The following is a 20,236-nucleotide window of genomic DNA, read 5'->3' on the forward strand; positions in this document are numbered from 1 at the left end:
GATGTCCGCAACCCTTCCCCGCGCCTCCTATGCCGACATGTTCGGCCCTACCACGGGGGACCGCGTCCGCCTCGCCGATACCACCCTGTTCATTCAAGTCGAACGCGACTTCACCATCTACGGCGAGGAGGTGAAGTTCGGCGGCGGAAAAGTGATCCGCGACGGCATGGGCCAGTCGCAGATGACCCGCGCGCAGGGCGCGCCCGACACGGTGATCACCAACGCGCTGATCCTCGACCACTGGGGCATCGTCAAAGCCGACATCGCGATCCGCGACGGACGGATTTCCGCCATCGGCAAGGCCGGCAATCCGGACATCCAGCCGGGCGTCACCATTCCGATCGGGCCGGGCACCGAAATCATCGCTGGCGAAGGCAAGATCATCACCGCCGGCGGCATGGATTCGCACATCCACTTCATCTGCCCGCAGCAGATCGAAGAGGCTCTGGCGTCGGGAATCACCACCATGCTCGGCGGCGGCACCGGGCCGGCGACCGGCACTTTTGCCACCACCTGCACGCCGGGGCCCTGGCACATCGCCCGGATGATCGAGGCGTCCGACGGCTTCGCGATGAACCTCGGCTTCGCCGGCAAGGGCAATGCCGCGCTGCCGGCGGGGCTCGTCGAGCAGGTCGAGGGCGGCGCCTGCGCGCTCAAACTGCACGAGGACTGGGGGACGACGCCGGCGGCGATCGACAACTGCCTGAGCGTCGCCGACGACCACGACATCCAGGTGATGATCCACTCGGATACGCTGAACGAAAGCGGCTTCGTCGAGGAAACGATCAAGGCGTTCAAGGGCCGCACCATTCACGCCTTCCATACCGAAGGCGCGGGCGGCGGGCATGCGCCCGACATCATCACCGTCGCCGGCCTGCCCAATGTGCTGCCATCCTCGACCAACCCGACGCGGCCGTTCACCGTCAACACGCTTGATGAACATCTCGACATGCTGATGGTCTGCCACCACCTCGATCCGTCGATCCCGGAAGATCTTGCCTTCGCCGAGAGCCGCATCCGCCGCGAGACCATCGCCGCAGAGGATATTCTGCACGACATCGGCGCGCTCTCGATGATGAGCTCGGACAGCCAGGCCATGGGCCGCGTCGGCGAAGTCTTGATCCGGACGTGGCAGACCGCGGACAAGATGAAGCGCCAGCGTGGCCCCCTGAAGGGCGACAGCCTCGCCGACAACACCCGCGCAAAGCGCTACGTCGCGAAATACACGATCAATCCCGCGATTGCCCATGGCGTGTCGAAACACGTCGGCTCGGTGGAGGTCGGCAAGCTGGCCGATCTGGTGGTGTGGACGCCGGCCTTCTTCGGCGTGAAGCCGGACCTGGTGCTGAAGGGCGGCGTGATCGCGATCGCCGCGATGGGCGATCCCAACGCCTCCATTCCGACGCCGCAGCCGGTGCATTATCGCCCGATGTTCGGCTCGTTCGGCGCGTCGATGACGGGTGGGTCGCTGACCTTCGTGTCGAAGACATCGCTCGACAAGGGCCTGGCGGCAAAACTGCGGACGCAGCGCCAGCTGGTCGCGGTGGAAAACACCCGCGGCGGCATTTCCAAAGCCAGCATGATCCACAACGACGCGACACCGGTGCTGCACGTCGATCCCGAGACGTACAACGTCACCGCCGACGGCGAACACCTGACCTGCGAGCCAGCCACCGAGCTGCCGATGGCGCAGCGGTATTTCTTATTTTAGAGCATTTTCCACAAAAGTTGCGGACCTTTGTGGTCGAGAAAATACTCTTACTTTTCGAGAAGCGAGCGATTTCTAATCGCTTTGGTGATTCCACCAAAGCGGAAAGCGCTCTAGTGGAGGAGCGTTGCGGCGCCGGCATCAGAGCTTTTCGGAATATAGTCCCAAGGGAACGGCCGTCATAAGCCGGTCGCCCGCCACTACCGTGTGACTATCGCGCCGAGCCGACGGCCGTCTTGCTGCTGGCACGGAGCATTGCAGCCGTCTTCGCCGCGATTGCTCAAGCAAAGCGGCCACCTTTTCCAGGAGACAACGGCCATCAATCATCGAATTCGTCCCGCAACGCGCATCCAATAAAGAGCGCGTTCAAGTAAGAGCCCTCGGCTCGCTCACGGCAAAACTTGAGCATGCAGATGTTGCATGTACAACCTATCCATTCGTCTAGACGAAATCGTCGTTTAAAGACCAAGCGGCGTCATCGGCCCCTACGGCGAAAGCGCGTCGCGGCAAACGGTGCAACTGGAATTTCCGGCTCGCGTCCGTCGATCAGCTGGGCCACGACACGTCCCGTCCGGGCGCTCGAGACAAGTCCGACGTGACCATGGCCGAAAGCATAGACGACGTCCTCCGTGGATCTAGCGTGCCCGATCACAGGGAGCCCGTCCGGCGTGCTCGGCCGATGGCCCATCCAGACTTTGATCCGGCTCGCGGCGAGGTCGCGGGGCAGACCGGGAAACATCCCGAGCAGGTTGTCGCGTAAAATGTCGGCGCGGCGCCAGTCCGGTGCGGCGTCAAGGCCGGCGAACTCGACCTGACCCGCGGCGCGCAGGCCGGAGTCCGTCGCGTTGATCACCATTTTCGTGTCCGACGCCATCGCGGAGGTGCGCAAGCCGACCGGCGGGTTGGCTATGACGACGTGGTAGCCGCGCTCCGATTCCAACGGCACCCTGTCGCCGGCCGATGCCGCCAAGGGCTGGGAATGCGCGCCGGCGCAGATGACGGCGCGATCGCAGGCGATCTCGCCATGCGCCGCGGTGACGACGCTCACCAGCCGCCCGGCCTCGATCCGCAGACGCACGGCTTTGTCGCCCACGAAGACGGCGCCGCGCGCGCGGGCCAGGTCGGCAAGGGCGGCGACGTAGGCGCCGGGATTGCGGCAGCGTCCGGCTTCCTCGACGAGGAGACCGAACGTGTAGCGACGGTCGAGATCGGGCTCGCGCTGGCGCAATTCGTCGCCGGACAGTTCCAGCCACGTGATGCCGACCTTGCGACGGATCTCCCAGGCGACGCGGGCAGCTTCGAAGTCGGCGCGCGAGTGAAAGATGTGCATGACCCCGGCCTGCTCGATCAGGTGCGGGACGCCGGCTTCGGCGGCGAGGCTCTTGTGCAGGCCGGGCGCGCCAACGAGCAGCGGCCGCAGGGCACGCGCCGTCCTTTCGACGCGTGCCGCCGTAAAACCCGACAGCAGATAGCGCATCAGCCAGGGCGCGATTTTGGGAAGGTAGCGCCAGCGGATCGCCAGCGGCCCGAGCGGATCGATGAGATAACCCGGGACTTTTTTCCAGATCCCGGGCTCCGACGGCGGGATGACGGAGTGCGACGAAAGCCAGCCGGCATTGCCGTAGCTCGCGGCCTGCGGACCGCCGGGTTCGCCCGGTTCGATGATGGTGACGGCATGCCCCGCGCGCAAAATCTCGAGCGCGCTGACGATCCCGATGGCGCCGCCGCCGAGAATCGCGACGCGATGCTTTTTATTCAACGTCGTGGCTTTCGATGTCGCAATTTGTTGCTCAGCTGGAATGCTTCTTGCTCCGCTTACCCTGTCGGATCGGAGAAGCACAATCATAATAAAGCTGCACGTCTATCTCGACTTGGCTAACGCCGCGGATACTATCGCGCGGCACCGTAGCGACCTCGCAACGCTCTGTTGATGCTGGTACAAGACATCGTCCGCCTTGACTCAGTCGAGCGATCGATATCGCGCTGAACGGCAGATCGTGTCAAAGCCATCGCACCACGTTTTACTGATCACCACGCCTCACTCGAGACCGTCCCTCACGAACCAAGGATGCGCAGAATGATGTTCAAAATTCTCGTGGCAGGCTGCGTTGCAGCGTTGCTCGCGACGCCGTCGCAGGCGCAAGATCTCACCGGCACGTTGAAGAAAATCAAGGAAACCGGCGCGATCACGGTCGGCTATCGCGAGTCGTCGGTGCCGTTCTCCTACCTCGACGACAATCAGAAGCCGGTCGGCTTCGCCATGGACATCTGCGCCAAGATCGTCGACGCCGTGAAGACGGAGCTCAACCTTCCCAAGCTCGAGGTGAAGTACAACCCGGTGACGTCGGCAACACGCATTCCGCTGATCGCCAACGGCACCGTCGACCTCGAATGCGGTTCGACGACGAACAACGCGGCGCGTGAGAAGCAGGTCGCCTTCACCAACACGCATTTTCTGACCGCGACGCGCTTCGTCTCCAAGAAGGCGAGCGGTATCAAGACGCTCGATGACCTCAAGAGCAAGACGGCGGTTTCGACCTCCGGCACCACGAACATCAAGCAGTTGAACGACGTGAACACCGAGAAGAAGCTCGGCATCAACATCATTCCCGCCAAGGATCATGCCGAAGCCTTCCTGATGGTCGAGACCGATCGCGCCGTCGCCTTCGCCATGGACGACATTTTGCTCGCCGGCTTCGTCGCGGGATCGCGCGATCCAAGTGCCTATGTCATCTCCGAGTTCACTTTGTCCAAGGCCGAGCCCTACGGCATCATGATGCGGCGCGACGACCCGGCCTTCAAGGCTGTCGCGGACAAGGCCACCGCGGCGCTCTACAAAAGCCCCGAAGGCCAGGCGCTCTACGACAAGTGGTTCACCAAGCCGATCAACAAGGCCGGCCTGAACCTCAACTTCCCGATTCCGTCGTCGCTCAAGAAGGAGTTCGCCAGCCCGAGCGATTCGCCGGATCCGGCCGCTTACGCCGATTGATCTGCCGGCCGAACGGGGCCGAGCCTTTCCCCGGCACGGGGATGCGACAGCGATGGGTATCCCCCGTCGCTGTTGCACGATGCACGGTTGAACGCCGGCGCCTTCGCAAGGCGTGAAAGTTCTCGCGGACCGCAGGATGAGATCGCCGCATGAATTATAACTGGAACTGGTCGATCTTCTGGGAGCCGACGCCCGAGGGGACGGGCACCTATTTCGACACGCTGATCAGCGGCCTGGAAATCACCGTCCTGACCGCGCTCGGCGCCTGGGCGGTCGCCTTCATCCTCGGGTCGCTGATCGGCATCATGCGGACGCTGCCGTCGAAGCCGCTCGTCGTCCTCGGCAACGTCTACATCGAGCTGTTCCGCAACGTCCCGCTGCTGGTGCAGCTGTTCATCTGGTTCTTCGTGGTGCCGGAGCTTCTGCCCCACGCCTTGGGGATCTGGATCAAGCAGCTCAACAACGGCCCGTTCTATACGTCCGTCGTCGGCATCGGCCTCTACATGTCGTCGCGCGTCGCGACGCAGGTGACGGCCGGCATCAAGTCGCTGCCCTCGGGCCAGCGCATGGCCGGCACCGCGATCGGCCTGACCACGGTCCAGACCTACCGCTACATCCTTCTGCCGCTGGCCTACCGCATCATCTTTCCGCCGCTGACCTCGGAATTTCTCAACACGATCAAGAACACCTCGGTCGCGCTGACGATCGGCCTGTTGGAACTGACGGCCCGCGCGCGCGCGATGCAGGAATTCTCGTTCCAGGTGTTCGAGGCCTTTACCGCCGCCACGGTGATCTACCTGATCCTCAGCGCCGTGGTGACGATCGGCATGCGCCTCCTCGAACGCCGGCTGGTCATTCCCGGCTTCAACGGGGGGAAGTAGCGATGTTCTCCGATTTCGACTTCGGCGTCATCTGGCGCAGCCTGCCCTACCTGTTCGAACAAGGCATGAGCTTCACGCTCACCTTGACCGTGATCGCCACCATCGGCGGCATCATCCTCGGCACGCTGATCGCAATGATGCGACTGTCGTCCAAGCCCATCCTCTCGGGCTTCGCCGCGAGCTACGTCAACGTGATGCGCTCGCTGCCGCTGGTGCTGGTGATCTTCCTGTTCTACTTCCTGATGCCCTACATCGGGCAGTGGATCATCCGCGCCGATCGGCCGATCCAGGTCGGCGCGCTGTCCTCGACCATGGTGACCTTCACGCTGTTCGAGGCCGCCTATTTTTCGGAGATCATGCGCGCCGGCATCCAGGCCATCCCGCGCGGACAGGTCTCGGCCGGCTACGCCATCGGCCTGAACTACCGCGAGGTCATGCGCTTCGTCGTGCTGCCGCAGGCGTTTCGTAATATGCTGCCCGTCATCTTCACCCAGACCATCGTGCTGTTCCAGGACACGTCGCTGGTCTACGTGCTCTCGATCACCGATTTCATGGGCGCGGCGTCGAAGATCGCGCAGCGCGACGGCCGCCTGACGGAAATGTATCTGTTCGCGGCGTGCATCTACTTCATCATCTGCTTCACCGCCTCGACGCTGGTGAAGATCCTGCAACGCCGCGTCAGTATCGTGCGCTAGAGCACCGGACGTAAAAGTTGCAGACTTTTGCGTCCGATCCGATGCTTTATCCATTCAAAGAGTGCGAAAGTTTCCGTCATGGCCATGATCGCGATCGACAATATCAGCAAGTGGTACAATCCGACGTTCCAGGTCCTGAAGGACTGCACGACATCAGTCGACAAGGGCGAAGTCGTCGTCGTCTGCGGCCCATCGGGATCGGGCAAGTCCACCTTGATCAAGACGGTGAACGCGCTGGAGCCGATCCAGTCCGGCACCATCACCGTCGACGGCATCAGCGTCACCGCGGCGAAAACCAACCTTCCCAACCTGCGCTCCCGCGTCGGCATGGTGTTTCAGCACTTCGAGCTGTTCCCGCACCTGCGCATTGTCGAGAACCTGTGCCTCGGTCCGGAAAAAGTGCTCGGCCGCTCGCATGACGCCGCGATGGCCAAGGCGGAGAAGATGCTGGAGCGCGTCGGCCTGACCAAGCACGCGCAAAAATATCCCGGCCAGTTATCCGGCGGCCAGCAGCAGCGCGTTGCCATCGCCCGGGCTCTGGTGATGGACCCGATCTGCATGCTGTTCGACGAGCCGACCTCGGCGCTCGATCCCGAGATGATCAACGAGGTGCTCGACGTGATGGTCGAGCTCGCCAAGGAGGGGATGACGATGATGGTCGTGACCCACGAAATGGGCTTCGCTAAAAAGGTGGCCGACCGCGTGATCTTCATGGACGCCGGCGAGATCGTGGAGGACGCCCGCAAGGACGATTTCTTCGGCACCCCCCGCAGCCCCCGCGCGCAGGCGTTTCTGTCGAAGATTTTGGCGCACTAAACCGCAGCCTGATCCCCCTCCCTTGCGGGGAGGGGCTAGGGGTGGGGGTCCATCCATCTGCTTCGATTGAGACGCGGAAGAATGCCGCGCCCCCCCTCCCGACCTCTCCCCGCAAGGGGAGAGGGGCAGATTGAGGCCTTTAACAGGAGTTTGCATGGCCAAGCCGCAAACCTACGACGATGCCGCGATCCACGTGCGGCTGAAGTCGGAGCTTCCGCACTGGTATTTCACCGATGGCACGATCCAGCGCACCTACAAAACCGCGAGCTGGAAAGGCACGCTGATGGTGGTCACCACGATCGGTCATCTCGCCGAAGCCGCCTGGCACCACCCCGACCTCGCGGTGTCCTACGACAGCGTGACGGTAAAGCTCTCGACGCATTCGGCGAAGGGCATCACCGACCTCGATTTCGCGCTGGCTTCAAAAATCGAGGAGGTCGTCGCGTGGCGCCCCGGGGTGCCGTTCAGCGGCACACCGAGCGATCCGCGCCACGCCTATATCAAATATGATGAGTGACATCTCACGCCGCGCCGCCACCGTGCGTGGGCAGAACACCTGGACGGATCGTCCCCTCGACTGCGTGGTGCTGGATTTCGACGCACGCCACCGCCGCCGCGTCGCGATGACCGGCGTCAAGGGCACGACCTTTCTGCTCGATCTCGCCGAAGCCACGGCGCTGCGCGGCGGCGACGCCCTGGTGCTCGACGACGGCGCCTTGATCGAGGTGGTCGCCGCGCCGGAGCCGCTGGCCGAAATCACCAGCCCGGACCCCGCGGCGATGGTCCGCATCGCCTGGCATCTCGGCAACCGCCATCTGCCGGTGCAGCTTGTGGGAAAACGCCTGCGGATCCGGCGCGATCATGTCATCGAGGCGATGGTTTTTGGCCTTGGCGGTCGGGTCGTGCCGATCGAGGCGCCGTTCGATCCCGAAGGCGGCGCCTACGCCGAGGGCAGCCACGGCCACCACGGCCATGGTCATCACGGTCACCATCACGATTGAAACGCCTTCAGCCCGGCCACGATACAATCAGGGTGGCAATAAAGATGTCAGGAACGCCACGACGCGCGCCTCATGCTCGGCAGGATCTTCGAACCCGACGCCTTCGCAGTAGCCGATGCCTGCCATTTCGACGCCTTTTCCGTTGATTTGACCGATCGCGGTGACCGTCGCGGCGGCTTCGGAATATTCGGTGAGGCCACCCATCCACATCGCCTGGTTCTTCAAAACCGTCCTTGGCTTGACGACGAGCAAGAGGGGCCCCTGAGCGCTACCCACCTCGATCAACCAATCACTGGGATAGTGGGCATCCGTTTCCGTGCTCTTGCTATAAGCCAGGACTTCTAAAGCCGCCGGGACCAACGACGCTTTGCCGTTATCGACGAAGGTGCCGAACCCAGGATTGATCAGCGGAAGTTCGTGACCCTTGAGTCCCGCGTGCGAGCACGCCAGGGTCAGCGACCGGTTTCCGTCGAACTGGAACTCGAACCAGCACCACCCGCTCCAGCCCGGCGGCGTCGCGGCCGTCGGTGCGGGGTAGCCGCCCCATTGATGATCCATCCAAGTCAGGCCGGACGCCGCGGTATGAACCGTGCCGTCGATGATGACCGTCCCGGTCGTCGGCTGTTGCGGCCAGCTGTAATAGTACCAGCTGACTGCTTGGGGCTGGCCAGCCGGCGCCCCGATGTATCCGTCCAAGCCCTGAAGAAATAGCGGATTGGCGGCTTCCGCTTCGATGTCGAATGTTATCGCGGGGCGTCCGACAGCCGTATCGCCGGCTGCCTCGAAGTGAAAGCGAATGGGAAAGACATCCGAGGTGGTGGCGATGAGGCTCGTGTCGCCGACAACGAGTTTCAACGGATCGCCGGCAACCTCCATGCCGCCCTGCAAAGCCGAGCGGGTCTCCACCGGCAAGGAGTAGTGCACCGGCGCCTTGCCCGGCAGGTCGATGGTGACGGCGCGACTGGTGCTGTAGATCTGGCGCTCGACATCGCGCAGAGCCGATGCGCTCGCCACAGTCGCGATCGCCTTGCGGAAGATATTCGTGATCGCATGGATATGGCCGCCGCCCTTGAGCGAAAGGCTGCACGCCAGATATCGCCATTCGATCGGCGTGTCCCAATGCTCGCCGTGGTCCTTCGGAAACGAAAGTCCCGTGGCCGGCGGGATCGGGAGAGGAAGGTTCATCCCGCTGCCGGTCCAGTTGCTCAAGAGCTGATAGCAAGCCTCGACTGCCGCCGGCGTCGGGGAGGTCGTTGCAACCGTCCGCATCAGGGCAAGAATGTCGGGGGTGTAGAAATTCTCGATGGTCGCGAGATAGGCGGCGAACGTAGTCCCGAGGTCGGACAAAACCTCGCCGGGTGAGATCGCACTGTCAGCCGTCATCAAGCCCTCCCGACTATCCTCCACACTCCTCGATCATATCAAGGAAAAGGAAAAGGTCATGCAAAATACACCCTAAGGTAGTATTTTGTTAGAGCTAGCTGATACGGGCACGAAGCGCCACTTCAGGCGGTATACATCGTTGGCCGGGTGCTCGGCACCTGATGACCAGCGACGGGAGCGAGTCGTCGTGCACGCATCGATTGCATGCACGACGACTAACGGCAGCGCTTATGGCCGTCGGCATAGCCTTGCATTTAGTTGTCCAGGAAGCTCCGCAGCTTCCGGCTCCGCGACGGGTGCTTCAGTTTGCGCAGCGCCTTGGCCTCGATCTGCCGGATACGCTCGCGGGTCACCGAAAACTGCTGGCCGACTTCTTCCAGCGTGTGATCGGTGTTCATGCCGATGCCGAAGCGCATGCGTAGCACGCGCTCTTCACGCGGCGTCAGCGAGGCCAGAACCCGCGTCGTGGTCTCGCGCAGGTTGGACTGGATCGCGGCATCGATCGGCAGGATCGCGTTCTTGTCCTCGATGAAGTCGCCGAGATGCGAATCCTCCTCGTCGCCGATCGGCGTTTCGAGCGAGATCGGCTCCTTGGCGATCTTGAGAACCTTCCGCACCTTTTCCAGCGGCATCGCCAGCTTTTCGGCCAGCTCTTCCGGGGTCGGCTCGCGGCCGATCTCGTGCAGCATCTGCCGCGAAGTCCGGACGATCTTGTTGATCGTCTCGATCATGTGGACCGGGATGCGGATGGTTCTTGCTTGATCAGCGATGCTGCGGGTGATCGCCTGGCGGATCCACCAGGTCGCATAGGTCGAGAACTTGTAGCCGCGACGATACTCGAACTTGTCGACCGCCTTCATCAAGCCGATGTTGCCCTCCTGGATCAGGTCCAGGAACTGCAGGCCGCGATTGGTATACTTCTTGGCAATCGAGATCACGAGACGGAGGTTGGCTTCCACCATCTCCTTCTTGGCTTGGCGGGCTTCGCGTTCGCCCTTCTGCACCATGTGGACGATCTTGCGGAATTCCTGGATCTCCAGGCCCGTTTCGGTCGCCAGCGAATGGATGTCGGTCCGGATGTCCTTGATCGGCTCGAGGCTCTTGCCGACGAAATCCTTCCAGCCGCGCTGCCCGAGCTTGGACACCCGGAGCACCCACTTCGGATCGAGCTCCGAGTTCTGGTAGTTCTTGAGGAAGTCTTCGCGGCCGACGCCATAGCTCTCGGCCAGGCGCAGCAGCTTGGTTTCCAGGCTGATCAGACGCTTGTTGATGTCGTAGAGCTGCTCGACCAGCGAATCGATACGATTCTGGTTGAGCGACAGCGACTTGACGTCGGTGACGACCTCTTTCTTGAGGGTCTTGTACTTGCGCTCCTGCGCCGGCGTCAGCGTCTCGTTCTTGAGCTTGTTCTCGACATTCTGGTCCTGCAGCTTGCGCAGGCGCTTGTAGGCGTCGGCGATGCGGTCGAACGTGTCGAGCACCTTCGGCTTCAGCTCGGATTCCATCGCCGACAGCGACACGGAGTTTTCCATGTCGTCTTCGTCGTCGAAGTTGTCTTCCGGCGGCGGCATCTCGCCATCGAGCCCGGCCGGCGGGTTCATCGGCGCGGTCGCGGGCGCAGCATTGCGCGCCTGCTGGGCGGCAAGCGCCTCCTGGGCGCCGGGCGCCGTCATGTCGATTTTCGGCGTGTTCTTGCCGTCGGGACCGGCATAGGTCGCCTCGAGATCGATGATCTCGCGCAGCAGCACGCGCGAGCCATTGAGCTCGTCACGCCAGATGATGATGGCCTGGAACGTCAGCGGGCTCTCGCAGAGCCCGGCGATCATCGCCTCGCGGCCGGCTTCGATCCGCTTGGCGATGGCGATTTCGCCCTCGCGCGACAGCAGCTCGACCGAGCCCATCTCGCGCAGATACATGCGTACGGGATCGTCGGTGCGGTCGGCCGGCTCGGACGCCTTGATGACGACGGCCTTGGGCTGCGACGCCTCGACGAGATCGCCGCCTTCGGCTTCTTCCTCTTCCTTGTCCTCTTCGGCTTCGCCCTCTTCGGCCTCCTCGGCCTCGACGACGTTGATGCCCATCTCATTGAGCATCGCCAGAATGTCTTCGATCTGTTCCGAATTCACCTCTTCCGAGGGCAGCACGGAGTTCAACTCGGCATAGGTCACGAAACCGCGTTTTTTCGCGGCCTTGATCATCCGCTTGACGGCGGCATCCGAGAGGTCGAGCAAGGGGCCATCGGCGCTCTCGGTCACGGCGCCTTCGGTTTCCGCCTTCTCGTTTTCCTTCTTCGCCATCCGATCCTCTTTCCCACCTGGTACCGGCCGCGTCGTGGCCCGCTGTACCCGGAGACTGACGGAACCGCGGTCCGCCGCCATAGACTAAACTTTGCGCAACATGGAAGAGTGAGCTCTTCTCAACCAACCCATCGGACCGCGCGGTCCACGATGGCTTGGATCGGATCAGCCCCCAAGGACCATCCATCCAAGAGATCACCGCTTCGAACATGTGCCTTAACCGAGTGTGCGTTAACGACTTTTACCGCCCGGATGGAAACCCGGCCGGGAAACGCGTTTAAAGCATTGGCTTTGGGCGTCCAGAGGAAGCGCCGAACCCTTCAACTGCTGCCTCCGTGCCCGCAAGAGCGGATAGTTGCTCCTGGATGTCTCGCATGCGGGCAAAGTTTGCCTCGCTAGCGTCGATAGCTAGAGCAGCTTCAGCGGAAAGCAACTCCCTATGTAGCGCTCGCGCCTTGCGATGCAAGGTCAATGCCTGCCGCAAAACCGCATCGGCGTCCGACAAAGCGGCGTCAGGCTGCGAATACCAGCCGAAAGCCGGACCCACCCGATCGAGCTTTGCCAGCGTCGCGTCGTACCCGCCATGGCCAAGCGCGGCGCGTAGGCTGCTACTCAGCGGCGCGTCGTCCTGCGCCAGATCGAGCATCGCGTCGCGCAGCGGCCCCGCCTCTTTGGCGGCGAAATCGAGGCCCGCGAGTTCCTCGGCATGATCGGCGATCAAAGTTGGGTGAGCGAGCAGAAGCGTGAGGATCAGCGCCTCGCGCGCCGGCATCGCCGCATGCGACGCCCGGAACGCCGGGCTCTGGGTCAGGCTGGCGCTCGCCATCACCGGCGAGGAGAGATAGCCGACCCGCTCGTCCTGGAAGGCGCCGCCGCGCCCGCGCCCGCCGCGTCGCGCCGGTCCAGGTTGCCTTCGCTCGAAACTGCGCTCCGTCGGGCCGAACAGCGTTTTCAGGCGCTGCTCGAACGCCGCTTTGTAGTGCCGGCGCAACGCCTCGTCGCGGATGCCGGTGGCGACTTCGGCCAGCGCGCGCTCCAGCGCGGCGCGATGCTCCGGCGTCGCCAGCGGCCGGCCTTCGGTCTCCCGCGCCCAGAGCAGATCGACGAGCGGCAGCGCGGTGCGCAGCACCTCATCCACGGCGGCCGGGCCGGCCGCCTTCAAGATATCGTCGGGGTCCTGGCCTTCCGGCATCAGAGCGAAGGCCAGCGTCTTGTCCGGCCCGATCAGCGGTAGGGCCATCTCGGCGGCGCGGAACGCCGCCTTGCGGCCGGCCTTATCGCCGTCGAAACAGAGGATCGGCTCCGCCGCCATGCCCCACAACAGCGCCCCCTGCTCCGGCGTCAGCGCGGTCCCCATGCCGCACACCGTCTCGGGAAATCCCGCGGCGTGCATGGCGATGACGTCGATATAGCCTTCGACGGAAATCACCCGGCCCTTGTCATGCGCCGCTTTGCGCGCCCGGTGATGATTGTAGAGCACCGCGCCCTTGTGGAAGAGCGTCGTCTCCGGCGAGTTCAGGTATTTGGCTTGCGCGTCCTTGTCCAAGGCGCGGCCGCCGAAGGCGATGATCCGGCCGCCGCGGTCGGTGATCGGAAACATCACGCGATCGCGGAATCGGTCGTAGGGCACCGGGATGTCGTCGCCGTGGATCAGCAGGCCGGCCTCGATCATCGTTTCCGCCGAGGCGCCCTTGGCGGCCAGCGCATCGCGCAAGGCATGCCGGTCGCCCAGGGAATAGCCGATGCGAAACGTTTTCTGGCTGTCGAGGCTGATGCCGCGCTCGACGAGGTAGGCCCGCGCCCGACCACCGCGCTCGCCGCGCAACTGCGCTTCGAAATAGGCGGCGGCGAATTCCAGCACCTCGTGCAGGCCGGCGCGGCGCTGCTCGTGGCGCTCGGCTTCGGGCGAACGCTCCGGCAGCTGAAGGCCGGCATCCTGGGCCAGCCGTTCGACCGTCTCAGGAAAAGACAGGCCTTCCGTCGCCATCACGAAATCGAAAATGTTGCCGTTCTTGCCCGAGGAGAAGTCAAACCACGCCATTTTCTGGTCGTTGACGAAAAAACTCGGCGTCTTCTCCGAGCCGAAGGGCGACAGGCCCTTCCACTCGCGGCCGGACTTCATCAGCTTGACGCGCCGCCGCACGACGTCCGAAACCGGAAGCCTGGCTTTTATGTCGTCGAGGAAGGATGGCGGAAAGCGCATTGAACCCACACCTATGCGGCATGACTTAAGAATCGGGATGGCTTTTCGAAGCTTATCCCCTCTATCAACAGGCGCGCCGTAAAAATTCGCCTTGAAGCGGACGGCGGTCGCCACCAGGAAGCGCCACGGGAGCGTGATGAGACATGAGCATCTCCAGCCGTTTTTTCGAGATGAAGCGGGGGCGCCAGCCGATCACGGTCCTCACCGCCTATGACGCGCCGACCGCCAAGGCGCTCGCTGCGGCCGGGATCGACCTGATTCTCGTCGGCGACAGTCTCGGCACCAATTTCCTCGGCTATGCCAGCGAGCAGGAGGTGACGCTTGCCGACATCGCCCACCACGTGCGCGCCGTCCGCCGTGGCGCGCCCGAGACGCCGATCCTCGCCGACCTGCCTTATGCGACCTACGACACGCCGGCCGACGCCGTCGCCAACGCCCGAAGCCTGATCGCCGCCGGCGCCGACATGGTCAAGTTCGAGGGGGCAAGGCCGGAGATCGTCCGCGCGCTTTGCGACGCCGGCATTCCCGTGAGCGGCCACATCGGGCTGGAACCGCAGCACCACGTCGAGAAGCGGCTCAAGGGCAAGACCGTCGAAGCGGCCAACCAGTTGCTCGCCGATGCCATCGCCCTCGACGAGGCCGGCATCGCGATGTTGATCCTCGAGCTAATCCCCGAAGTTGTGGCGACGCGCGTCAGCAGAGCGATCGCTGCGCCGACGATCGGCATCGGGGCTGGTCGCGAGACGGATGGTCAGGTCCTCGTGATCACCGATGTGCTCGGCTACACCGACGCCGCGTTCCGCCACAACCGCCGCTTCGCCGAGGTCGGCGCCGCCGTGCGCGAGGCAGCTGCAACCTACGTGGACGACGTGCGTGAACGCCGCTTTCCCGCTGCGGGCAACGTGTTCGCCATGCCGAAGGCGGAACTGGCGCTGATTTAGGTCGCGCGCAAACCGGGTTGCCGGCGGCGCAGGAAAAACAGCCTGCGCCAGCAAGAAGCGGCCGCATGAGTCAAGTATATGCGTTCAAGCTCAAGCTTATAGCATGTGCGTATGCCGCGAACATTATCATCTTGATTATATAATCCTGCGATTTTGAAGAGTGGCGCGTTTCGGTGACGTGCTATTCCTATGGGTAAAGTGCGACCAGAGGTCGCTTTCTTCAAAATCAGCGGGCTTATGCTGTTTTCTCTCGTCAGATCGTTTTTGCGGCGTCGTGACGGCACGGTCTCGATCATCGGCGCGGTCGCGCTGCCGATGCTGGTGGCCTTCGCCTCCCTTGTCGTCGAATTCGGCCATGGGCTTCTGGCAAAAGCCGAGATTCAGCGGGTTGCGGATATGGCGTCCTACGCCGGCGGCCTGGCCTACGCGTCCAACGGGTCCACCACGTCGATGATCGCCGCGGCCCAGAATGTCGCCTTGCTGAACGGCATACCGGCCTCGGCGGTCAGCGTCCGCCTCATCACCTCGCCGAAAAACGCGAGCGATCAGGCGGTGTTCGTCAGCATCGCGAAAACCCAGCTGCTGCTTCTCGCGCCCGTCGTCAATTTCAGCTCCAGCGTGCCGATCGTCGCGAAATCCTATGCGCAACTCGGCGTCAAGACGAATGCCTGCGTGATCGCGCTTGGAACCACGGCCGCCGGCATCAGCATTTCCGGATCGACATCGATCACGGCGCCGGCCTGTGCGGTCGCCTCGAACGCCAACGTGACGGCACCATGCGGCACTTCGATCAGCGACGTCGCCACGACCTATGGCGGCGCCTTGTCGGCCGGCTGCTCGAACGTCATCGGAGCGAAGTCGCAGGCGACCGTCACCGATCCGCTGGCCGGCAACGCGGGCGTCAGCGCCTTGACCACCCACCTCGCCGCCGTCAACAGCCTGGCGTCGCCGCTCGCGCCGACCGTTGCTTCCGTACCCACCGTGCCAGCGGTGACAGCCCCGGCCGGGGTCGACCTCGTCTTCGGTTCGAGCATTCTCACGACGCCAGCGACGACACTCTCCGCCCTCTTGGCGCAGCTTTGCGTCGCCGTCGGGCTTTTCAATCAGTGGGTCGTCACCTGCCCGTTGAACACGACCGTCAGCTTCGGCAACGTGACCGTGCAGAACGGCGTGACCGTCACCTTCAATCCCGGCACCATCCTGCCGACGACCTATAATTTCAATGGCCAGATCGTGAATAACGGGACGATCATTTTCGGGCCAGGAATCTTCAACATCACCCAAGGCGTCACAACGTCCTATGGATCGACGACGACCTTCGGCATCGGCACCTTCAACATCGCGCAAACGGTTCTGACATCGGGCGGCTCCGTCGTCTTCGGCCCCGGCACGTACAATATAGCCCAAGGCGTCAGTACGACCGGCGGATCCGTCACGTTCGGGGCGGGCACGTACAACGTTGCGCAGGGCATCAGCACGACGGGCGGGTCCGCGACGTTCGGCGCCGGGACGTATAATGTCGCTCAAGGCATCAGCACGTCTGGCGGCGCGACCGCGAGCTTCGGGGCCGGCACCTACACCATCGCGCAAGGCGTCAGCACCGGAGGCGGGTCGACCACGACGTTCGGCGCCGGGACCTTCACCATCGGGCAAAGCGTCAGCACGGCAGGCGGCGCCACGACCGCCTTCGGCGCGGGCGCCTTCACCATTGCGCAAGGCGTCTACACGGCCGGTGGCGGCACCACCACCTTCGGCGCCGGGAGCTTCGCGATCGGCCAGGGGACGACCGCCTGTACTGGCGCCGGCAAATACAGCATCTGCAATCTTGGGACGACGACCTTCGCCGGGCCGAGCATGTTCCTTCTGTCGAGCGGCATCTACAATACCGGCGGCTCGACGCTGCTGCTCGGCGCAAACACCACGACGAACAGCTTTCAGGTCGGTGCGAGCAGCGACGGCTATGCACTGTATGTCGGCGGCGGATCGACGACGACGTTCGGCGACGCCACCACGGGCCTGTTCCAGATGGCGGGCAATATCTACGCCCCGCAGGGCGGCAGCTGCATGACTTTCAGCAAGGCGGCCCAACACGACATCAACGGCTCCGTCGCGACGGCCGGCGGCACGATCTTCGGCTCGGGGATCTACACGGTCAGCGGCTATATCGGGATGGGCTACGCCAACGGCGGCAACACGACTTGCAACGGCGTCTCCGTCGGCGCCACCGGCACAGACGTGACCTTCGTCACCGGCGCGGCCTCGACGATGGCGTCGGCGAACTGCCCGAGCGCCGCCTTCTGCATCTCCTCGGGATTCAACAACGTGTCGCTCTCCGCGCCGACGACAGGGCCCTACGCGAATCTCCTGATCGTCGGGCCGACCACCTACAACACCGGCGGCATCGCGCTGACCGAAGGCTACGGCGGATCGACGCTCAACGGCGCCATCTACTTTCCGTACGGGCCCATGACGCTCGCCGGCAGCGCCGGCATGGCGCCGGCAGCTGGCCGGTGCCTCCAGGTGATCGCGTCGCAGATCAACTTCAGCGGCAGCGGCAACATGTCGGCGGCTACGTGCTTCTCGGGATCCGCCTCCGCATGGAACGTCGCGCTGGTGCAGTAGCGCTATTCGAGGTTGGCCTGCTCCGCTTTCGACTTCGGCGGCGCGAAGGCCGCCTTCAGGCGATCTGCCGCAAAGCGCTGTGCCAGCGCGGCCTTTTCGACCGCCGCGCCCATGCCGAAGAAATCATGGGTGACGCCGGGGTAGTCCCGCAATTCCGTCGGTACCGTCGCCAGCTTGAGCTTGCCACCGAGCCGCTCGCCGTCGGAGCGTAGCGGGTCGATCTCCGCGGTGATGATCGTGGTCGGCGGCAGGCCGTCCATGGTGCCCTTGCCGATCATGTCGATACGCGGATCGTTGGCTTCCGCCGGGTTGGCGAGGAACTGGCCGAAGGCCCAGCGCACCGCCTTCTCGCTCCATGGCCGCGCGGCGGCGTCCTGGAGATAGGAGGCGGTCTTCATGTCGATCCCCGCCGCGGGCGTGATGAGGATCTGCGCTGCCGGCATCGGCAGCTTGCGGTCGCGCGCGGCCATGCTGGTGTCGACCGCGAGCATGCCGCCCGCCCCCTCGCCGGCGAGCGCGACGCGGGCCGGGTCGCCGCCGAAGCTTGCGGCATTGGCGAGGACCCAGGCATAGGCGGCGACGGCATCTTCGGGCGCCGCGGGGAATTTCGCGTCCGGCGCCAGACGATAATCCGGGGCGACGACGATGAAACCGCTGGTGCCGGCCAGGGCGCGCGACGTGACGTCGGTGCTCATCGCGTTCTCCAGCACGAAGCCACCGCCGTGGTAGAACACCACCACCGGCCGCGGCTTGCCGACGCCGTCATCGGCCGGGAGATAGACGCGCACCTTCATCACACCGCCGGGGCCGTTGAAGGTCAGGTCCTTGGTCGTGACCTTGAACGGATCGAGGGTCTGGCCAGCCTGCTGCAAAAGCTTGGCGGCGGCCTCGATCGGCGTCGGCTGCTTGCGCGCCTCGTCGGGAGTTAGCGTCTCCAGCTTCTGCGGCCCCATAGAGCGCCACATGTCGAGAACGTGCTTCATGTCGACGTCGACGCCGGCGCTCGGGTCGCCCATGAAGGTTGCAAGGATCTGGTCGAAGCGGTCCTTCAGCGTCGGCGTGACTTTCGCGCTCGCGCTCGAAGCCGCGAGTATCGCGGTCGCACTGAACATCGCGGCGATGAGGGTCGTCTTGCGGATCATGACGCGTGGTTCCTCGCGCCGAGACGGCGGACTCCCAATCTAGGGCAAGGAGGCCGGTCAGGCCAGACGGGGCGCCGTCATCGGCGTCGTGCGCGGCGACTGGTGCATCATGCCGGTCACGGCGCCGCCGCGCGCCCAGGTGCGCAGGAAAGCCTTCAGCCAGGACGCGACCGCGGCATCATGGAGATACCAGCCCTTGAGGTGCATATCGCGCGGCAGAGCGCCGGGCATGCTGAGACGATCCACCCCTGTCACGGTCCATTTGCACATCATGGCGTAGGTGACTTCCGGATGGAACTGCAGCCCGAAGGCGCTGCGTCCATAGGAGAAGGCCTGGGCCTCGAAATCGTCGCCGGACGCCAGCAGGGTGGCGCCGGTGGGCAGGTCGAAGCCCTCGCGGTGCCACTGGTAGACCTTCTTCGGCAGGGCGCAGGGGCACATCATGCCACCTTCCGCCGTCGCCCGGATCGGATAATAGCCGACTTCGACGCGTCCTTCCGGGTGCGGCGCGACACGATGGCCGAGGTGGCGCGCCAGCATCTGGGCGCCGAGGCAGATGCCGAGAAACGGCTTGCCAGCGGCGAGCGGCTTGCCGATGAAGTCGATTTCCTCGCGGATCCAGGGCGCCTCGTCATTGGCGCTCATCGGACCGCCGAAGATTATCGCGGCATCATGCCCGTCCATCGTCCTGGGCAGGGGATCGCCGCAACTCGGACGGCGCATGTCGAGCTGATAACCGCTCTCGATCAGCAGACGGCCGATTCGACCGGGCGTCGAATGAGCCTGATGCAGAATGACCAGGATGCGGCGCGACGGCGCAGGCTTGGCGAGCGAAAGCGGGAGGTCGCCGAAGCCGTCCATCTCATCCAGCGCTTTGAAAGCATCGTCGAACAAGCGATTTCTTCCTGATCGATAGGTCTTATCGCCTTATGAGACGATTCATTTGGTTAAAGGAGGATTAACCCAAGGTCGAATAGTGGCAAGAGCGAATATGCACGTGCGGTGCCAGCACTATTGGCCTGAACAACGGCACCGCCATCAATGGTTTCGCGGTCACACCACCTCCAGGCGGCGGTGCGGCTCGGGCGGCAGGGTCACGGCTATGGCGTCCCCGGGGTTCACGACGCCACCCGACACCACGATCCCCATGATACCGGCCTTGCGGACCACTTGGCCGGCGGCATCGCGATCGAACAGCGCTTTGGTCAGGCCCTGCGCCACCCCGTCGATCTGCTTGCAGGGATTGCGGATGCCGGAGATTTCCACGACCGCCTCGGCACCGATGCGGAAGATCGTACCGGTCGGCAGGTTGATCAGGTCGATCCCCTGCGTCAGCACGTTCTCGCCCAGCGTCCCGGCCTCCAGGGCGAAGCCTTGCGCCGCCATCTCGTCGAACAGTTCGGCATGGAGGAAATGCACCTGCGCAAGGTTCGGTGCGGTCGGGTCGAGCTTCATCCGGTAGAGGTGCTGCACCGTCTTGCCGGCGTGCGCGTCGCCTTCGACGCCGAGCCCTGTCAGCAGGCGGATCGTCGCGTGCGGGATCTTGCCGACGCCGTGC

Annotated in this window: 15 protein-coding genes and 1 pseudogene; 9 read left to right on the forward strand and 7 right to left on the reverse strand. The window is 64.0% G+C overall.

What is annotated here, in order from left to right; genetic code table 11:
- The first annotated feature begins 1 nt into the window (after nt 1).
- Nucleotides 2–1,711: an urease subunit alpha gene (gene ureC / locus GSQ79_RS02170; RefSeq protein ID WP_158807097.1), complete on the forward strand. Its 1,710-nt coding sequence runs from the start codon at nt 2–4 to the stop codon at nt 1,709–1,711.
- Nucleotides 1,712–2,183: 472 nt separating this feature from the next.
- Here ureC and GSQ79_RS02175 read toward each other — a convergent pair whose 3' ends face one another.
- Entirely contained in the window at nt 2,184–3,467 is a 1,284-nt protein-coding gene (locus GSQ79_RS02175; protein WP_246725045.1) for an FAD-binding oxidoreductase, read from the reverse strand.
- A gap of 321 nt (nt 3,468–3,788) precedes the next feature.
- On the opposite strand from GSQ79_RS02175, the gene GSQ79_RS02180 reads away from it, so the two are divergent.
- The 6 genes and pseudogenes from GSQ79_RS02180 to GSQ79_RS02205 all read left to right on the forward strand — a co-directional run.
- Nucleotides 3,789–4,697, forward strand: a complete 909-nt coding sequence (locus GSQ79_RS02180; protein WP_210252992.1) for an amino acid ABC transporter substrate-binding protein — start codon at nt 3,789–3,791, stop codon at nt 4,695–4,697.
- A gap of 149 nt (nt 4,698–4,846) precedes the next feature.
- A complete protein-coding gene (locus tag GSQ79_RS02185) occupies nt 4,847–5,578 on the forward strand; it encodes an amino acid ABC transporter permease (RefSeq protein ID WP_158807100.1) in 732 nt (243 codons plus the stop codon).
- Nucleotides 5,579–5,580: 2 nt separating this feature from the next.
- Nucleotides 5,581–6,273 carry an amino acid ABC transporter permease gene (locus GSQ79_RS02190; protein ID WP_158807101.1) on the forward strand — a complete coding sequence of 231 codons (693 nt, stop codon included), beginning with the start codon at nt 5,581–5,583 and terminating at the stop codon, nt 6,271–6,273.
- Nucleotides 6,274–6,357: 84 nt separating this feature from the next.
- Nucleotides 6,358–7,089, forward strand: coding sequence for an amino acid ABC transporter ATP-binding protein (locus GSQ79_RS02195; RefSeq protein ID WP_158807130.1), 732 nt, complete (start codon nt 6,358–6,360; stop codon nt 7,087–7,089).
- Nucleotides 7,090–7,243: 154 nt separating this feature from the next.
- Nucleotides 7,244–7,606, forward strand: a complete 363-nt coding sequence (locus GSQ79_RS02200; protein WP_158807102.1) for a 4a-hydroxytetrahydrobiopterin dehydratase — start codon at nt 7,244–7,246, stop codon at nt 7,604–7,606.
- Nucleotides 7,599–8,087 (forward strand): annotated as a pseudogene (locus GSQ79_RS02205) (urease accessory protein UreE); the annotation flags it as partial. The gene GSQ79_RS02200 and the pseudogene GSQ79_RS02205, both read left to right, overlap by 8 nt.
- 30 nt (nt 8,088–8,117) lie before the next feature.
- On the opposite strand, the gene GSQ79_RS02210 reads toward GSQ79_RS02205, so the two are convergent.
- The 3 genes from GSQ79_RS02210 to dnaG all read right to left on the reverse strand — a co-directional run bounded on the left by GSQ79_RS02210 (nt 8,118) and on the right by dnaG (nt 13,973).
- Nucleotides 8,118–9,473 carry a lipocalin-like domain-containing protein gene (locus tag GSQ79_RS02210; RefSeq protein WP_158807104.1) on the reverse strand — a complete coding sequence of 452 codons (1,356 nt, stop codon included), beginning with the start codon at nt 9,471–9,473 and terminating at the stop codon, nt 8,118–8,120.
- A 254-nt stretch (nt 9,474–9,727) separates the two neighbouring features.
- Nucleotides 9,728–11,770, reverse strand: coding sequence for an RNA polymerase sigma factor RpoD (rpoD, locus tag GSQ79_RS02215; RefSeq protein WP_158807105.1), 2,043 nt, complete (start codon nt 11,768–11,770; stop codon nt 9,728–9,730).
- 277 nt (nt 11,771–12,047) lie between these two features.
- Complete coding sequence (gene dnaG / locus GSQ79_RS02220; protein ID WP_158807106.1) at nt 12,048–13,973, reverse strand: DNA primase; 1,926 nt, start codon at nt 13,971–13,973, stop codon at nt 12,048–12,050.
- A 143-nt stretch (nt 13,974–14,116) separates the two neighbouring features.
- On the opposite strand from dnaG, the gene panB reads away from it, so the two are divergent.
- Both panB and GSQ79_RS02230 read left to right on the forward strand, forming a co-directional pair.
- Complete coding sequence (panB, locus tag GSQ79_RS02225) at nt 14,117–14,914, forward strand: 3-methyl-2-oxobutanoate hydroxymethyltransferase (RefSeq protein WP_158807107.1); 798 nt, start codon at nt 14,117–14,119, stop codon at nt 14,912–14,914.
- Nucleotides 14,915–15,151: 237 nt separating this feature from the next.
- A complete protein-coding gene (locus GSQ79_RS02230) occupies nt 15,152–17,536 on the forward strand; it encodes a pilus assembly protein TadG-related protein (RefSeq protein WP_158807108.1) in 2,385 nt (794 codons plus the stop codon).
- 2 nt (nt 17,537–17,538) lie between these two features.
- On the opposite strand, the gene GSQ79_RS02235 is transcribed toward GSQ79_RS02230, so the two are convergent.
- The 3 genes from GSQ79_RS02235 to GSQ79_RS02245 all read right to left on the reverse strand — a co-directional run.
- On the reverse strand, nt 17,539–18,678 hold the full coding sequence (locus GSQ79_RS02235; protein WP_158807109.1) for an alpha/beta hydrolase: 1,140 nt from the start codon (nt 18,676–18,678) through the stop codon (nt 17,539–17,541).
- Nucleotides 18,679–18,735: 57 nt separating this feature from the next.
- Entirely contained in the window at nt 18,736–19,539 is an 804-nt protein-coding gene (locus GSQ79_RS02240) for a glutamine amidotransferase (RefSeq protein WP_158807131.1), read from the reverse strand.
- Nucleotides 19,540–19,731: 192 nt separating this feature from the next.
- Nucleotides 19,732–20,236 (reverse strand): MOSC domain-containing protein (locus GSQ79_RS02245; protein WP_210252989.1); only part of this gene is annotated, 505 nt, incomplete at its 5' end.

It is taken from the genome of Beijerinckia sp. L45, from assembly GCF_009765775.1.
Lineage (GTDB): Bacteria > Pseudomonadota > Alphaproteobacteria > Rhizobiales > Beijerinckiaceae > RH-AL1.

Coding starts and splice junctions, on each gene's coding strand:
- ureC (WP_158807097.1), top strand. CDS start 2: ATGTCCGCAACCCTTCCCCGCGCCTCCTATGCCGACATGTTCGGCCCT.
- GSQ79_RS02180 (WP_210252992.1), top strand. CDS start 3,789: ATGTTCAAAATTCTCGTGGCAGGCTGCGTTGCAGCGTTGCTCGCGACG.
- GSQ79_RS02185 (WP_158807100.1), top strand. CDS start 4,847: ATGAATTATAACTGGAACTGGTCGATCTTCTGGGAGCCGACGCCCGAG.
- GSQ79_RS02190 (WP_158807101.1), top strand. CDS start 5,581: ATGTTCTCCGATTTCGACTTCGGCGTCATCTGGCGCAGCCTGCCCTAC.
- GSQ79_RS02195 (WP_158807130.1), top strand. CDS start 6,358: ATGATCGCGATCGACAATATCAGCAAGTGGTACAATCCGACGTTCCAG.
- GSQ79_RS02200 (WP_158807102.1), top strand. CDS start 7,244: ATGGCCAAGCCGCAAACCTACGACGATGCCGCGATCCACGTGCGGCTG.
- GSQ79_RS02210 (WP_158807104.1), bottom strand. CDS start 9,473: ATGACGGCTGACAGTGCGATCTCACCCGGCGAGGTTTTGTCCGACCTC.
- rpoD (WP_158807105.1), bottom strand. CDS start 11,770: ATGGCGAAGAAGGAAAACGAGAAGGCGGAAACCGAAGGCGCCGTGACC.
- dnaG (WP_158807106.1), bottom strand. CDS start 13,973: ATGCGCTTTCCGCCATCCTTCCTCGACGACATAAAAGCCAGGCTTCCG.
- panB (WP_158807107.1), top strand. CDS start 14,117: ATGAGCATCTCCAGCCGTTTTTTCGAGATGAAGCGGGGGCGCCAGCCG.
- GSQ79_RS02230 (WP_158807108.1), top strand. CDS start 15,152: ATGCTGTTTTCTCTCGTCAGATCGTTTTTGCGGCGTCGTGACGGCACG.
- GSQ79_RS02235 (WP_158807109.1), bottom strand. CDS start 18,678: ATGATCCGCAAGACGACCCTCATCGCCGCGATGTTCAGTGCGACCGCG.
- GSQ79_RS02240 (WP_158807131.1), bottom strand. CDS start 19,539: ATGGACGGCTTCGGCGACCTCCCGCTTTCGCTCGCCAAGCCTGCGCCG.